10 protein-coding genes are annotated in these 17,493 nt (G+C 39.5%); 8 read left to right on the forward strand and 2 right to left on the reverse strand.

Features of this window, described 5'->3' with window-relative positions; translation table 11 throughout:
* Positions 1-31 precede the first annotated feature (31 nt).
* A complete protein-coding gene (locus NMK93_RS07480) occupies positions 32-2,482 on the forward strand; it encodes a ThuA domain-containing protein (protein WP_254529174.1) in 2,451 nt (816 codons plus the stop codon).
* Between the two features lie 545 nt (positions 2,483-3,027).
* A complete protein-coding gene (locus NMK93_RS07485; RefSeq protein ID WP_254529175.1) occupies positions 3,028-3,279 on the forward strand; it encodes a hypothetical protein in 252 nt (83 codons plus the stop codon).
* A gap of 676 nt (positions 3,280-3,955) precedes the next feature.
* Here NMK93_RS07485 and NMK93_RS07490 read toward each other — a convergent pair.
* The gene (locus NMK93_RS07490) at positions 3,956-4,798 is read right to left on the reverse strand and encodes a mechanosensitive ion channel family protein (protein WP_185211713.1); all 843 of its coding nucleotides are present in this window, start codon (positions 4,796-4,798) and stop codon (positions 3,956-3,958) included.
* Between the two features lie 278 nt (positions 4,799-5,076).
* Between NMK93_RS07490 and NMK93_RS07495 the strand changes: the two genes are divergently transcribed.
* The 6 genes from NMK93_RS07495 (at position 5,077) to NMK93_RS07520 (ending at position 16,196) form a co-directional block, all read left to right on the forward strand.
* Positions 5,077-6,462: a TrkH family potassium uptake protein gene (locus NMK93_RS07495; RefSeq protein WP_185217038.1), complete on the forward strand. Its 1,386-nt coding sequence runs from the start codon at positions 5,077-5,079 to the stop codon at positions 6,460-6,462.
* 3 nt (positions 6,463-6,465) lie between these two features.
* A complete protein-coding gene (locus NMK93_RS07500; protein ID WP_185211715.1) occupies positions 6,466-7,149 on the forward strand; it encodes a TrkA family potassium uptake protein in 684 nt (227 codons plus the stop codon).
* 314 nt (positions 7,150-7,463) lie between these two features.
* The gene (locus NMK93_RS07505; RefSeq protein ID WP_254529177.1) at positions 7,464-11,366 is read left to right on the forward strand and encodes a response regulator; all 3,903 of its coding nucleotides are present in this window, start codon (positions 7,464-7,466) and stop codon (positions 11,364-11,366) included.
* Positions 11,367-11,370: 4 nt separating this feature from the next.
* The gene (locus NMK93_RS07510; protein WP_185211717.1) at positions 11,371-11,724 is read left to right on the forward strand and encodes a response regulator transcription factor; all 354 of its coding nucleotides are present in this window, start codon (positions 11,371-11,373) and stop codon (positions 11,722-11,724) included.
* Positions 11,725-11,727: 3 nt separating this feature from the next.
* A complete protein-coding gene (locus NMK93_RS07515; RefSeq protein ID WP_254529180.1) occupies positions 11,728-12,795 on the forward strand; it encodes a hypothetical protein in 1,068 nt (355 codons plus the stop codon).
* 2 nt (positions 12,796-12,797) lie between these two features.
* Positions 12,798-16,196: a sulfatase-like hydrolase/transferase gene (locus tag NMK93_RS07520; RefSeq protein ID WP_254529183.1), complete on the forward strand. Its 3,399-nt coding sequence runs from the start codon at positions 12,798-12,800 to the stop codon at positions 16,194-16,196.
* A gap of 3 nt (positions 16,197-16,199) precedes the next feature.
* On the opposite strand, the gene NMK93_RS07525 is transcribed toward NMK93_RS07520, so the two are convergent.
* Entirely contained in the window at positions 16,200-17,453 is a 1,254-nt protein-coding gene (locus tag NMK93_RS07525) for a YaiO family outer membrane beta-barrel protein (protein WP_254529185.1), read from the reverse strand.
* Positions 17,454-17,493 lie beyond the last annotated feature (40 nt).

The raw sequence follows: 17,493 nt of genomic DNA on the forward strand, positions 1-17,493 counted from the left end.
CTAAACACAAAAAATATTAATAAACTCAAATATGATTAAACATTGTTTATCCAAGATTTCTCTCCTGCTAATATTAGTGGCGGTACTGAGTTCTTGTCAACAAAAGCGATCTGGAAAGCCTAGGGTATTGGTTTTCAGTAAAACTGCAGGTTTTCATCACAATTCAATTGAAAAGGGCAATGCAGCCATTCAAAAATTAGGTCTAGAGAACGATTTTGTTGTGGATACCACTTCGAATGCGGATCGATTTGTTGAAGATTCTTTGAAGAATTACTCAGCAGTTGTGTTTTTAAATACATCTGGGGATGTCTTAAACAATTATCAAGAAGCTGATTTCGAGCGTTACATTCAAGCTGGTGGTGGTTTTGTTGGAATCCATTCAGCTGCTGACTCGGAGACGGATTGGGGTTGGTACGGACGTTTACTTGGTGGATATTTTGGTTCAGAGCCTGAATTGAAACAAGGTAAATTAACCATTGTAGACAAAAATCATCCTTCTACAAAAGGTCTTCCTGATCCTTGGGAGATTACCGATGAATGGTACACCTTCAAGAAACAACCTGAAAACTTAAAAATCCTGATGACGGTTGATAAATCTGTTTTCCCGAATAAGGATGAGGTTGAGCAGGCTCCTGTTGCTTGGTTCCATGAATATGATGGCGGAAGGTCTTTCTACACCGGTTTGGGACATGAGGATGCAGAATATGCAGACGCGAATTTCTTGAAACATATCTTAGGGGGTATTCAATATGCAATCGGTAAAAACCTTGAATTAGACTATAAAAAAGCTAAGACTGTTCAGGTTCCAGCTGCAGACCAGTTCAAGAAGGTAACTATGGCCGAAGGAGAGTTCTTTGAACCGACGGAAATGGCTATCCTTCCAAACCTTGATATCTTGATTGCCCAACGTCGCGGCGAATTGTTGCTTTATAGCAAAGAAACCAATAAAGTAAGCCAAGTTGGACTTTTGGATGTCTATCATAAAACAGAAGTTCCAAACGTGAATGCGGAAGAAGGATTTATGGGTCTAACAGCCGATCCAGACTTTGCAAAGAACAATTTTATCTATGCTTATTACAGTCCTAAAGATACTTCGGTAAATAGACTTTCGAGATTTGTCTTCAAGGACAATAAATTGGATATGGCTTCTGAAAAAGTGATTTTAGAGCTTTATTCTCAACGTGATATCTGTTGTCATACAGGTGGTTCATTGGCATTTGGTAAGGATAGAAATCTGTTCATTTCTACAGGTGACAACTCTACTCCATTTGATGAGCCAAACCAAAAATATGTGAGCAATGGATTTTCTCCTAAGGATGCTAGGGAAGGGCATGAGCAATATGACGCTCAACGTTCTTCTGGAAATACCAATGATCTGCGCGGTAAGGTATTACGTATCACCGTTAAAGAAGATGGTACCTATGCTATTCCTGAAGGCAACCTGTTTGCGAAAGGAACAGAGAAAACAAGACCTGAGATCTACGTAATGGGTAACAGAAACCCTTATAGAATCTCCATTGATAAGAAAAATGGATTCTTGTATTGGGGGGAAGTTGGTCCGGATGCCAATAAGGATTCGTTGAACAGAGGTCCGCGTGGTTACGATGAAGTTAACCAGGCACGTAAAGCAGGTTTCTTTGGTTGGCCATATTTCGTAGGAAACAACTATGCTTACCATGCTTATAATTATGAAACTGGTGAAATGGGTCCTGCGTATGATGCGAAAAAACCAATCAATGATTCAAGGAATAACACAGGTTTACGAGAGTTGCCAGAGGCAATGCCTGCCTTTATTTGGTATCCATATGCGGAATCACCAGATTTCCCTCAAGTAGGTTCAGGTGGCCGTAATGCGATGGCCGGTCCAATTTATTATACCGATATGTTCCCTCAGGAAACTCGGTATCCAGACTATTACAATGGTAAATTGTTTGTTTATGACTGGATCCGCGGTTGGTTTAAAGCTGTTACGATGTTGCCTAACGGTGATTTCGATAAGATGGAGCCATTCATGGGCGGTGTTAAATTCAACAGTCCAATCGATATGGAAGTAGGTCCTGATGGTAAGTTCTATGTATTGGAGTATGGCAGTGGATGGTTTAGCAAGAACCCGGATGCTGGGATTTCAAGAATTGATTTCGTGCCAGCTTCGGCAGATCAGGCTGCTCATAAAGGAACTGAAGGGGATGCAAGTGTTGCTGGACCAATGGGCCACCAGCAAGGCAGCAAGCCTAAAGGTGAGGCCTTGATCGAGGCATCAGACTGTAAGGCTTGTCACGCTATCGATAAGAAGTCTGTAGGACCTTCATATGTAGAGATTGCAAAACACTATAAAGACAATAAAGATGCACACAGTATCCTAGTGAAGAAAATCAAGAATGGCGGAAGTGGCGTCTGGGGAGAAGTAGCGATGGCTGCACACCCGAACATGAAAGATGCCGACCTAGATGAGATTGTAACTTGGATCTTGTCGCACAAATAAGAAATCCTTTAGATAACCTGATTTTTTCAGGGATAAAAGAATTGGAGTGGCTGAAAAGCCGCTCCTTTTTTGTATTGGAAGGATGAATGTTTGCTTAGGTATGCAACCCCTAGCGGGCAATGTCATTAAGTTAAGGAAAATAACCACAGATTCTTTGTTACTTTTGAAGCCCAAAAGTAATCAAAACCGCCGGAGGAGCTCACGGATACCAATTCTCTTCGTTACTTTTGAAGCCCAAAAGTAACCAAACCGCCGAAGGAGCTCAAGGACACCAATTTTCTTCGTTACTTTTGAAGCCCAAAAGTAACCAAAACCGACGAAGGAGCTCATGGACACCAATTTTCTTTGTTACTTTTGAAGCCCAAAAGTAACCAAAACCGACGAAGGAGCTCATGGACACCAATTTTCTTCGTTACTTTTGAAGCCCAAAAGTAACCAAAACCGACGAAGGAGCTCATGGACACCAATTTTCTTCGTTACTTTTGAAGCCCAAAAGTAATCAAACCGCCGGAGGAGCTCAAGGATATCAATTTTCTTCGTTACTTTTGAAGCCCAAAAGTAACCAAAAGGCTTCGGCCCATTTAAGGTGGCTTTTCGCACAGTCATCCGCACATGGACAAGAATGCCTTGTTGTCGGGAATACCTTTCTCAAGATCATCCCTTTTGATGGGATGATCTTGAGAAAGCATTCCAAGGCCAATCCCATCGCACAGGTCATCGGCATTCTTTCCATTTTTCCGCCACTGGAAATGAGCCGGGGGCTAAAGGACTTCCTTCGGAAGGTGAAATGTTTGTAGAAAAACCCCAGCGGGGATGGAATATTTTCAGAAATTAGATCTGAATAATGGCCAACCCCTAGCTGGGGTGGAATATTTTTCTATATATTCCTTTTATGGGTCAAAAAAGAAAAAAATAGTTTGCTCATCTTGCGATTTTGCAATGACAACGATCCTTAAAAAAAGAAAATAAATAGATTCTTCGTTTCACTCTGAATCCCTTCTTATCGCATTTTGATTCTGAACGATCAATGAGGATTCTGTACAGTTCTCTACTCTACGACCCTGTCATCCTGGACCGAAGGTCCGGGAAAGTAAGCCATTGCAATTATGGAAACGCATTGTTCCGAGATCCTTCCTGCATACCAATGAAGTTTGATAGATCTATGTTTCTGGCTTTCTAGACCCATTTTTATTATCCTGAATTTTTCCTTTTTTATGACATACTGCCCTGGAAGGGCAGAATTATTTTAGAAATAGTATTGAACAATATAGAAGTAGCGAAAAACTGATGTTCAATTAATCGAACATCAGTTTTTCGCTACTTCCAGGCTAACGTACCATGCTAGCTAAAATAATGGAACCCCGATCTTGGCCCATCCTCTTATCCTTTGAATCCTGGTTCAACCCCGATCTTGGTCCATCCTCTTATCCCTTGAATCCTGGTTCAAAATCCCCCTCCCAGCAATCTCTTTTTTTATTTTTTGATATGGATATCGGTTTGTGGGAATGGGATATCGATTCCTGCCTTATCCAGGTCTTCTTTACATTGTATGATCAATTGTTCCTGCATGGCCCAGAAATTTTCGTTGGAGGTCGTGGCACGTATTGAGAGGTTGATGGCACTATCACCTAATTCAGTGACAACCACATCTGGTGCTGGATCCTTAAAGGCAAATTCATTTCTCGAAATCGTATCCAACAACAATTGTTTTGCTGCCTTTAAATCGGTGTCATACCCTACACCTATGTTGAACCATGTTCTTCGGGTTCCTAGTTCAGAATAATTGGTGATGTTACTATTGGAAAGTTCACCATTGGGAATGATTACCAATTGATTCTGCGGAGTAACCAATCTGGTATTGAAAATATCGATTACCTTGACCGTACCATCCACACCTGATGAAGAGGAGATATAATCACCGACCCTAAAAGGTTTGAACAGCAAGATCAATACACCTCCAGCGAAGTTAGATAGTGATCCTTGTAATGACATACCGATTGCTAAACCGGCAGCACCAATTACTGCAATAAAGGTAGAAGTCTGTACGCCTAATTGGCTGACTACCACGATGAAAAGCATGATCTTTAAGACCCAATTCAATAGGTTTCCCAAAAATGTCCTGATGCTGGGATCTACATCGCGCTTTTCGAAAATCTTTCCTAAAAGTTTTCCAAATAGCTTGATCAACCATAGTCCCAAGAAGAGAACAAGTGCGGCAGAAATCAAAGAGCTCAATAATACTGGAGCATATGCGATTGCACTGTCAATAAATTTTTCAAGTTTGTTTTCTATACCGTTCAAATTTGCGTCTTGCATTTTTTCTGTTTTTGTGGTGCGTATTAATAGTAAATATTCAGTATGATAAATTCGATAAACCCTTCGCAGGGAACAAAATGAGATCCCACGGCTAATCACCTAGAAGCGTTAAAGATAGTATGGGATTTGCAGCGAATTGCGAATGCTAATTTGCTGTTGTTTTTAATAAATAAGACACAAAGGTATTAAAAAATAAACTAATAGGCAATTTTAGCGCAGGATTGATGAATTATTGCATATTTTTTGAAATTATCCTTACTTTGCCAGCACTCTGAAATATGAAAAACGTTAAAGCATTCTATAACCCTGCGCAACTCTTTACGTTCAGTTTTATTATGATCATTTTGACTGGATGTTTATTGTTGATGGCGCCGTTTTCTACCCAGGTTCCGATTAATTTTATCGATGCACTCTTTACGGCAACCAGTGCGGTCTGTGTCACGGGATTGACTACTTTGGATACCGGAACTGCATTTACTCCCATAGGTCATTTTATCATTATTTTACTGATTCAAATCGGCGGATTGGGCATCTTGACCTTTACCAACTATTTCGCTTATTTTTTCAAAGGAGCAAGCACTTACGAAAACCAAATCGCGACCAGTAATTTTTCCAATAATGAAAAGCTGGGGGAAGTATTTTTGATGTTGAAGCGAATCATCATCATTACGTTTTCCATAGAATTGGTTGGAGCGATCTTCATTTTCCTTTTTACGGCAAAGTTGATGGATCAGTCCTTTTTGGAACATCTGTTTTTTTCAGTCTTTCATTCGATTTCATCCTTTTGTAATGCAGGATTTTCTGTAGTGCCAGATGGTCTGACCAATCCACTCGTTATCCATAACTATGCATTTCAGATGGTCTTGATCATCTTGATCATTTTTGGAGGTCTTGGCTTTCCAATAGTAATCAATATATTGAAATACCTGAAGCACGTATTCAATCGCATATTTAAGAAGATTGCCTATCGGGAATTTGATTATAAGCCTTGGGTGATCAATATAAACAGTAAGATCAATTTGATTACTACGCTGAGCATTACAGTTTTTGCGACTATATTGATCTTTATATTGGAATATGATAATATCTTGGTGACGCATGAGGGGATAGGCAAATTCGTAACAGCACTTTTTACCGTTGTTTCCCCACGTACGGCAGGTTATAACAGCATTGACTATGGCGCTTTACATATTTACAGTATCCTGTTCATTATCCTGTTGATGTGGATCGGTGCCTCACCAAACTCTACTGGGGGAGGTATTAAGACGAGTACTTTTGCCGTAGCGGTTTTGAACATCCTGAGTTTGGTTAAGGGAAAAGAAAGGGTAGAGGTATTTCAACGTGAAATCGCAGGCATTACCATTAAGCGGGCATTTGCCATCATGACCTTATCGCTTTTTGTGATCGGCTGCTGTATCATTTCGATTTCTGTTTTTGATCCAGAATGTACTTTGGTAGAAATCGCATTTGAATGTTTTTCTGCCTATAGTACGGTCGGATTGACCTTAGGCATTACGGCAAAGCTGTCAGCAGGGAGTAAGATCACATTGATTATTCTGATGTTCATAGGCAGGGTGACCATGCTGACAATTATGATTGCCATGTTCAAGAAGGTGAAATTCACGAATTATAGATACGCAAAAGAAGAACTTACAATAAATTAAGCAATGAAATTTATCATCATAGGATTAGGGAATTTTGGGGCCTCTTTGGCCATGAAACTAACAGCCCAAGGAAACGAGGTGATTGGGGTTGATTTGAGGCTGGAGCGCATTACCGCTTTGAAGGAGAAAATCACACATACCATTGCGCTTGATGCGGCCGAGCCAAGTGCTTTTCATTCTTTGCCTTTAAAAAACACCGATGTAGTCATTGTAGCCATAGGCGAGGATGAAGGGGCCAATATTATGGTGACTGCCTTATGTAAAGAAGCACAAGTGAAACGTTTGGTGAGCCGTGCGGTCAATGCATTACATGAAAAGGTCTTGAATGCCATCGGCGTTACTGAGATTGTCCATCCGGAGGAGGAAACTGCAGAGCGCTGGTCGAAGAAGCTGTGTTTGTCTGGCTTGGTTGATTCATTTGAATTAAATGCCAACTACAGCATTGTGGAAGCCATAATTCCAAAGCAATATGTAGGCAAAACAATTCAGGAAATCGGTTTTAGGGAAAAATATGAAATATTAGTCCTGACCATTCTGAAGAGTGCAGAAAGAGATACTTTATTTGGCAAAAGCAGGATCGTCACCACGATTTTGCATGGAATCCCTAAACCTGATACGGTATTGCAAGAAGGAGAAATCATCGTCATATACGGTAGCAACAATAACATTAAAGAGTTCTTGAAATAGGATTGCTTTTAATGAAATCGCAAGAATTATAAGGGATGTTTGGCATCCCTTTTTTTGTATAAAAAGCCTTACCTAAACAAGAACTTCGGATTATCGGCAAAGAATATATCTGCATTTCCATATACTATTATTAGCGCTAATATATTGCTATATGAAAGTTATTTATTCAGTATGATTTTAGTTTCGTTAATTTTTTTTAAAATGATAAAATAATTTTAGAACTATATCGCAATTTTATGGTTTAAATTAATAAAAAAGAAGTTATAACATAAGTAATAACTATCTTGCATTACTTATTAATCTACCAATATTGTATGAGCATGCCTATTGTCCCGGAAAATGAATCGGAGCGTTTAAATATCCTATATTCTTTTGGACTGATTGCTGTTGGAAAATTGCCGGAACTGGATGTTTTTGCAGAACTGGCATGTCGTATTACGAACTGTCCCTCCTCCATCATTGCTATTATGGAAAAGGATCAGCAGCGAATCCAAAGCTGCATTGGTCTGGACTTAGAAACGGTAGATCGTAAGAATACGGTCTGCCAATATACGATATTGAGTTCGGAGCCATTGATGATTGAGGATACCTTCTTGGATACCAGGACGGCGCATAATCCGCTCATCATTGCTGGGCAGATCCGGTTTTACGCTGGGGTACCATTATTGGACGAACGTGGACATGCTTTAGGTACACTATGTGTAATCGATTATCATCCCAAAACATTAAGCCAGCAACAGTTAAAAGAACTGGAAGACTTAGCAAAAGCCGTTTTGGCCGTACTATTGGCCAAGAGGAAATTAAATCAAGCGGGTTATTTCAAGGATATCCTTTCCGTGACACAGAACATGATCTGTGTTTTGAATGAGGATTTTACCGTAAAGGAAGTAAATCCAGCCTTTGCAGAACTGATGCAAATACCTATCCGCGAATTCGACGGTCTTAATTTTTTAGAGGTACTGAAAGTTAAGGATAGGAAGGTGGTCTCGAAAATCAAGTCTGTATCCAGTTCAGATCTGGAGGTTATGGTGCAAACGCAAACACAGCTTAGGGAAGACGAGTCGGTAACGATTGATTGGCACCTGAGGCATGGTCAAGAGAATAAGGAGATTTTTGCATTTGGCAGGAACATGACCAGAGAGAATTCAGAACGTGCAAAACTGGAAGTTTCCGAAAGGAGATTTAGGAATTTCTTTGAAAATGGAATCGGGCTGACGAGCATGCACGATATCCATGGGAATATATTGGAGGTCAATGAAAAGGGCAGACAGGTTCTTGGATATTCCTTGGAAGAAATCCCAGGTTTGAACTTAAGGGATTTAGTACCGAATGAAAATAAATCGCTTGTTCAACCTTATTTGGATAGGATCCTGAAAAATGGAGAGGATTCTGGCATGATGGTCCTGAAAAAAAGGAATGGAGAATGGATCTATTGGTTGTACAACAATATGGTCGAAAAAGACCAGAACGGCAAGCAATATGTCGTGAGCTCCGCCTTGAATTTAACCGATCGGATCAAGTTAGAGAAGGACTTAGAACATACCAAACAGATGCTTGAGCAAACCAATATTGTTGCCCAAGTAGGTGGTTGGGAAGTTGATGTTAAAAAGAATGAAATCTATTGGTCTGATTCAACACGATTGATCCATGGTGTTTCTGAGGATTTTCAGCCCAATATGGAGAATGTGTTTTCATTTTTCGATCCGGAGGAAAGAACGATCATTGAGCATAGATTTAACAGGGCCATCGAAACTGGGCAGTCCTATGATTTTGAAATACAATTAAGAAAGCCAAATTCAGAACAGATCTGGGTCCGTATTAAAGGCAACCCTGAATATATCGAAGGGCGATGTGAAAGGGTTTTTGGGATTATTCAAGATATTGACCAGAGCAAGAGGCTGTATTTAGACATTGAGTTAAAAGAAGCCATGCTTCAAACCTTTGTCAAGCACGTTCCAGCTGCAGTAGCCATGTTTGATACTGATCTCAATTATTTGGCGCTCAGTCAACAATGGATTGAAGAATTCCATCAAGGGAAGAATTCAGACGGCAAAAGGAATCTTTTTGAACTTTTTCCAAATGTTCCCGAAAGTCGCAAGCAGATCTATCAACGAGCCTTAGAAGGAATACCCTATAAAAATGTAGATGAGGTTGTTCAAGTTGAAGGCGCTGCAGAAAATCAACATTATAATTGGGAAGTGAGGCCTTGGCGTATTTCGGACAATAATATTGGTGGGATAATCATATTCTCCCAAAATATAACGGAACAAGTCGAGAACAATGAGGAACTAAGGAAAGCGAAACAGCTTGCGGACCTAGCCAGTAAAGCTAAATCCGAATTCTTGGCGAATATGAGCCATGAGATCAGGACACCATTAAATGGTGTAATAGGCTTTTCCGATCTATTGCTGAAAACACCGCTAAACGATCTACAGAAGCAATATTTAAAATATGTAAATGAATCTGGGACAAACCTCCTTGCGATCATTAATGATATCTTGGATTTTTCAAAAATAGAATCAGGAAAGCTTGAATTCTACATTGATCAATACAACCTATATGAATTAGTAAACCAGGTCATCCACGTGATTCTCTATCAAGCCCAAAACAAGGATATTGAGCTATTATTGAATATTGAGCAGGGTTTGCCGACCATGATTCATGTAGATGAATCCAGGATTAAACAGGTTCTGATCAATCTTTTGGGGAATGCGGTAAAATTTACGGAACAAGGAGAGATTGAATTGCGGGTGGAGGAAACCTTCAGGAATGAGGAGAAGGTCGGATTGCGATTTACGGTTCGAGACACCGGAATAGGGATTCCAGATGAAAAGCAGCAGCGCATATTTGATGCTTTTATCCAGGAAGACAGTTCTGTGAGCAAACGTTTTGGAGGAACGGGCTTAGGTCTGACGATTTCCAACAATATCCTAAATTATATGGGCAGCAATCTATCCTTGAGGAGTGCAGTAGGGGTAGGGTCGGAATTCTTTTTTGAAATAGAAGTTCCTTATGAGAACCCTATTGAGGCTGAACATAATTTGGCAGTCGATTCTGCCCTGATTGTGGATGATAATGGCAGCAATAGAATGATTTTGGAGCACATGTTGGCCTATAAAGGAGTGGAAACCGAAACTGCTGAAAATGGCTTTGAGGCCCTACAGCTTTTGTCCATTGGGAAGCGATTTGATGTAATTTTGATGGATTATAGGATGCCAATCCTAAATGGTTTAGAAACTCTTTCAAAAATCAAGGAATTATATCGTCAGAACGAGGAGGAGTTACCGATCATGATCTTGCATACCTCTTCAGATGATGAAGAGCATATTGGACACTTCCGTCAAGAATCCAACTCACATATATTAACCAAGCCTATTATTTCAGAAGACTTGTATAGGATCTTGAGGAAAGATACTGAGGCTAATAAATCACTTCCAGTGGAGCAGGAAATGGAGTTCGCTGCAGAAGAAAAGATATCCACAAAGTCATATCAGGTTCTTCTTGCAGATGATAATCCGGTGAACATGGCCTTGAATAATCGACTTATAGAAAATTTACTTCCTAATTGTAGTACGGTCTGTGTTGAGAATGGCCAATTGGCAGTAGACTCCTGTGAAAACCAGGATTTCGATCTGATCTTAATGGATATTCAGATGCCGGTGATGGATGGGCTTGAAGCGACAAAAAGGATCCGAGAGATTGAAAGTTATAAGCATGTGCCCATCATTGGAATTACTGCCGGTAATGTTGTTGGGGAAAGAGAAAGGTGCTTACAGGTAGGTGTGAATGATTTTTTGACCAAGCCCATTAAAGTTGAGACTTTTAAAGAAGTGCTGTACAATTGCCTACTAAAGGCTTCAGATAAAAGTTTATCCAACATCAATGAGGTCAAGCATATAGATTTTGATGTTATTGAAGAAGCGACCGATTCTGATCCGGTATTTAAACAACAGTTTTATGGATTGATCCTTCAAGAACTGCAGATGCAGGAATTGGATATCAAGCAATTGATCCAGGATCGAGATGAAAATCTATTAGGACGGGTCTTACATAAATTGAAAGGTACATCAGGAAGTGCAGGCTTGACGGAATTGAATCTTATGTTGATTGAATTGGACAGTCAATTTTCGAAGGGGATTGAAGTGTGGGAACATTTGCCTAAGGTATTACATGAAATTGAAATATTACAGAAATTATTAATTGATATAAAGGAGTAAAGAAATGGTTGTGTTATTAGCTGAAGACGATGAATTAATCCTCAAAACTATCGAACATAAACTAAAAAAAGAGGGTTACCAGGTGATCTTAACGAGGAATGGAATGGAGGCCATCGATTTGTTGAATAAAGAAGAAATCGATCTTATCATCAGCGATATCATGATGCCTTTTGCATCGGGTATCGAAATCCTTTCGGAGTTAAAGAGTCTAGAAAAGAGGATACCAATTATCATGTTATCCAGTATGGGGCAAGAAGATACCGTGCTTGAAGCATTTGACTTGGGAGCTTCTGATTTTATGGTTAAACCCTTCAGTCCCAATGAACTGATTATTAGAGTAAATAGACTGCTGCGATAGCCTATGGAGAAAATGTTTACCCTTCATGAGTTGACATTAGGAATATTGACCATTCTGATATTGGTTTTCCTTTTTACGCTTGGATTGTTGATCTACAGTTTCCGAGCCTATAAATTGGAAATCAATAGGAAGTATTGGAAGAATATGTTGAACGAATACTTGATGCAAGTACTCGTAGAAGGGAACCAAACCGATCTGTATATCGACCCTAATCTGTCGGAATTACTGAAGCATGAGAATTTCAGGAGGTTTTTCTTGGGGCAACTCATTGAAGCTGACCGTAAGTTTTCAGGAGTGGCTGCTACGGTCCTACAGCGGGTCTTTTATTCCTATCAATTAGATAAAGAGTCCTATAGTTTACTTAGAAGCTATAAGGGGCATTTAATTGCTCGAGGCATACAGGCCTTGACTATCATGGATGTGCATTTGGCCTTACCTGAAATTGAATCCAAACTGAATCATCGGAAAAAGAATGTGGTCCATGAGGTACAATATGCCATGGTACATTTCAATGGTTTTGAGGGCTTATCCTTTTTAGACACGCTAGAAGGAATTCTGTCGGATTGGCAACAGCTGCGGATTTTGAACAATATTAAATCTTTACCCAAAAATGCAACTGAAAAGATCAGTAAATGGCTGGAGTCCAATAATCCATCGGTTTTGCATTTTGCATTAAAGTTGGTTCGGAAATTTCAAATTTTTGAGTTGCATGATCAGGTAGTGGCGATTTTGGCGGATGACCAGGATGTGATTTTGAAGGATGCCATCAAAACACTTTTTAGTTTGGATGCTCAGGATACATCCAGTCTATTGGCCATTTATTATCCTAAAATGAAGGAAGACCTTCAACTTGAGATCCTAAAGGGATTTGGGCAGACTAGGGCTTTTGACCAATTAGAATTTTTAAGATCTCAGTTAATAGACAATCCTTCCAATCGGATTAAGGTTTCGGCTGCCGAAGCTTTAGCGAATCTTGGGGAATTTAATTATTTAATAGACTTAAGTAATAAGTTGGCTCCTGAGGATCCAACTTTAATGGTTTTGAATCATGCTCTGCAGAAAAAATCCTAATTATGGCTGAGATTATTTATGTAATCATAGTTTGGTTATTTTTACTTTATTCCATTGGAATTTTTAGTGTTTATACCTGGATAGCTCTATTTTCCTATGGTGCTGTCCTGCGTTATAAGCATGGCAATATCTTTACGGATTATTCCATTATAGCCTCCAATCCGAACGCGCCAAGTTTCAGTTTGATTGCACCTGCCTATAACGAAGGAATGACGGTGGTGGAGAATGTCCGCTCACTGCTTTCCATATATTACCATAAATTGGAGATTATCATCGTCAATGATGGTTCTAAGGATGATTCAATGGAACGATTGATCGAGGCCTATCAATTAGAAAAAGTTTCTTATATCATTCCTGGGAATATAGCCACCAAAGAAGTAAAGCAGGTTTACAAAAGTAAGAACCCTGCTTTTAAGAAATTGATTGTAGTGGATAAGGTGAATGGGGGGAAGGCCGATGCATTGAATGTTGGGATCAATATTTCGAAGGCTGACTATATTGTCTGCATCGATGTGGACTGTATCATAGAGCAGGATGCCATTTTGAGATTGGCGAAGCCTTTTATGGAGCAGACAGACAAGCGCTTGATTGCATGTGGTGGGACCATCCGTTTAGCAAATAACTGTAAGATAGAGAAGGGTAAGGTTGTTGAAGTTAATTTACCAAAAAGCTGGTTAGGCCGGAGTCAGGCATTGGAATATATCCGGGCGTTTGTATTGGGGCGTATGGCCTGGTCAAGAGCCAGTGGATTAATCTTGATTTCAGGTGCATTTGGCGCTTTTGACAAGGAGATTGTACTGGCCTGTGGTGGATATGATCCAAAGACGGTGGGTGAGGATATGGAGTTGGTGGTGAGAATGCGTAGGTATATGAAAGAGCATAAATTGCCTCATCAGGTTATTACCATTCCAGATCCATTATGTTGGACCGAAGTTCCCGAGGATAAGTCAGTGTTAAAGAAACAACGGAATCGTTGGATGCGTGGAACGATGGAGACCCTGTGGAAACATAGGAAAATGATGTTCAATCCGAAGTACGGCAAGATGGGAATGCTCAGTTTGCCATATTGGTTTTTCTTTGAGTTTCTTGGACCCTTGGTTGAGTTTTCGGGGTATGTTATTTTCTGGATATTCTTATTTATGGGCTTCTTGAACTGGACTTTCTTCTTTGTCCTATTTGCCTTAGTCTTATTTTCTAGTATACTCTATTCCGTATATGCGATTTCGGTGGACTTAGTGAGTTACCAAGTTTATACCAAGCGGAAGGATTTGACCAAGTTGATCCTGACGGCCATAATAGAACCTTTTTATTTTCATCCCATAGTCACGATGGCAGGTATTAGGGGAATGATTGATTATTTCAAGAAAGGGCATACTTGGGGTGAAATGAAAAGACAAGGCTTCTCGGATCAAGTTCATGAAACTTTTAAGGAAAAGGTTGTCCGTATTATTAAGTCCTTGTTCCGGGAGTTTAGCTCGGTCGCAAGTGTATTTATGATCCTAATTTCGATTTTTAGCATATTGGAATACTTTATCTATAGTCATAATATCCAGCAATTCAATGGCATGAGTTCGTTTTTTGTCTTGTTGCTGAATAACGTATTGATAGGGTTTGTGATTCTGGTGCTCTTTTTCGTGATCTACGCAGTCTTAGCAATCTTTAATCGTCAGTTTTCCAGAGTTGCCCTTCATGTTTTGGCGAGTTTAATTTTGATCTCTCAACTGGTATTGGCCTTTTATTTTGCAGAATCGAGAAATTTATTGGGGACCGACCTGTTTTTTTATTCTGCGGATGAGCTGAAGAATATACTGCTTGCCAGTGGGGTATTGAATTGGGTTAATATTTTGATTTTAATTGTCGGTTTAGTTGGATTATATTTTGTGTTCCATAAAACGAGTAACCGATTTAAAGGCTCAGGGAAATTGTCGGCAGTTTTTCTTGGCTTGGCGATTTTAGCTTTTGGATATCTTTCCATGGGTGGAGATGTGAAAAGCGCCACAAAAAATGAGTTTTTGGAAACTGCAGAGAAAAGCAAGCTTGGGTTTTTCATGGAAAGCAATGCCAAGATGCTCATTGAAGATATTGAAGAAGGATTAGGCTTGAATACATCATCTGCTAGTTATGCTCAAGTTTCTGGGGACTATCCATTTATGCGAGAAGATCAAACCCAAGACCTGCTCGGAACATTTTTCGACAGGAGTAATTCTGTTCCTAATCTTGTTTTAATTATCGTAGAGGGATTGGGCAATGCTTATAGTAATCCAAATGGATATATCGGTGATTTTACGCCATTCTTGAACTCCTTAAAGGATAGCTCTTTGGTATGGGAAAATAATCTAAGCACATCGGGAAGAACTTTCTCTGTGCTTCCGACGATTTTAGGTTCCCTGCCATTTGGAAATTCGGGCTTCCTAGAATTAAAGGATTATCCGGAACATTTTAACCTGATCAATATCTTGAAGAAAAATGGCTTTTCCACAGCATTTTTCTACGGTGGAGATGCTGAGTTTGACTATATGAGCAAATACCTGAAGGCAAACGCTATTGATGAGTTAGTCGATGTCAGCTCCTTTCCGGAGGGGTATAATAAACTGCCGAGCAGCAATGGGGAAAGTTGGGGTTATGAAGATCAGGCGGTATTAGAACAATTAAGATTGGCAAATCAGGAGAATAATGCTCCGCATTTCCATATTGCCCTGACTTTATCGACCCATAACCCATTCCTGATCAATAATGAGGCAAAGTTTGCTTCCATGTTTGATCAAAGGCTGAAGACGATTAAGCTGAACAGTATACAAAAGAATTTTGCTTTGGAAAATAGGAAGCAATTGATTTCGGTGCTGAATGCGGACGAGGCTTTAAGGGATTTCTTCCGTTCCTACCAGCAGCGAAGTGATTACAAGAATACGATCTTTATTATCACCGGAGACCATAGTATGCCAGAGATACCTCTGCAAAGTAAGATAGATCGCTATCATGTTCCTTTGATTGTGTACTCTCCTTTATTGAAAACTAAACGTAAGTTTCAGAATGTGGTCAGTCATTTTGACCTTGCTCCAAGCATTTTGGCATTTTACAAAAATAATTATCAGTTGGAGGTTCCAGGTCAGGTTGCTTGGGTAGGACAGGGATTGGATATCGGAGCTAACAAGAAAGGGCTCGGGATTCCAATGATGCAAAGTAAATCGCAATTGATTGATTTTGTTTCTGCGGACCTGCATTTGAACTCAGGGACTCTTTACAAATTAAATAAGGACCTCAGTGAAGATGGGATAGATAATAAATCGGGTGCCGAGGAGCTGAACCAAAGATTTGATACCTTCAAAAAAATGAACAGGCAATTTACTTCAAAAATGAAGCTATTGCCTGACAGTGCTTTTAGATCTTATTTTAAGAATTAAATTTTAGAACCTTCTTCTATAGCCAACCGTGAAATCAAGTTGATTATCCCTGGTTTTTGGTTTATACTCCACATTATAATAAGTGCCGGAGATATTGAAAATATTTTTGGATTTTACACTGAAGTTGTAGTCTAAACCTGTTTTAAAGGTTTTCAATTTGTACAGATTGTCAAATAGCAAATTTTCTCTGTTTTGGTCAGGACTGATACCTGTTCCAACGATAAAGCCTAGATAATCATCAGAACCCTTGGTATAATATCTAACTGTTCCGGCATAGGATTGGGAGATATTGTTTTCACTAGGGGTAAGGTAAGTTCTGGCATTGAACCAAAAGTTTTTATAGTATTTACCAATAGATGCGGTATACATCCAAACATTATCGGTGAATTTCAATTGTCTGAAACCGACCTCAGCTTCAAAACTAGCTGGTAAGTTGGCGTATAGAGAGGCTGCGGTCCTGAATTTTGGGAATAAGCCTGTACTATTAGAGAATCCCGTACCAAGGTACATATAGAACATTTTGGAAAGTCGCGGGTAGGCTTCCAGTTCAAATTGAGTTCCATTGCTTCCGAATTTGTTTGCTAGGTTCGCCCTGAAAATAAATGATCCGATTGCTGTGCCTCTTTTATAGCTTAAACCTACGATATGCCAGTTGTCTTCAAATTGCTTGTCAAAATACATCCAATTGTAGGTGACACCAACCTCATTGATTCCTACCTGTTCTTTGATGGCAATTTCCAAGGTTCTGGCATCAGCATTTTTTGGGTCAATTTCTAAGATTTCATCTAAAGTTGCTTTTGCCGTTTTAAAATCTTTAGTGCCATTTGCGATTTTGGATTTTAACAAAAGAAGATCCATGGATTTATGGTCATGGGTCAATCCCTTGTCTACAATTCGGAGAGCTTCTGGATAATTATCTTCCCAGTATTCAAGTGAACCATAAGCGAAATAGAAATCTGGATCCTTTGCTTCTTTAATTTCAAGTTCCTTGAATACGATTCGAGCGGAGTCGATTTTATCCATCCAAGTATATAACCTGCCCAGGAACACGGAGATATCTGTATAATCTGGACTTTTAGCTAAGGCTGTTTTTGCTAGATTTACTGCAGCGGGATAGTTTTTGTTGTCAAATGCTTCCTTTCGAGCCGCTTGGAACAATTCATCCGAATTCAAATTGCTTTCTTGAGCACATAGCTCTTGTGTTCCAAAACTCAAAACAAAGACTAGAATAGTTAATAGTTGCGTTTTTAAATTCATAAGTAGATTGACTCGATAGAGAACAAAGGTAACCTCTTTA

It is taken from the genome of Sphingobacterium sp. LZ7M1 (assembly GCF_024296865.1).
In the GTDB taxonomy this organism is placed as follows: domain Bacteria; phylum Bacteroidota; class Bacteroidia; order Sphingobacteriales; family Sphingobacteriaceae; genus Sphingobacterium.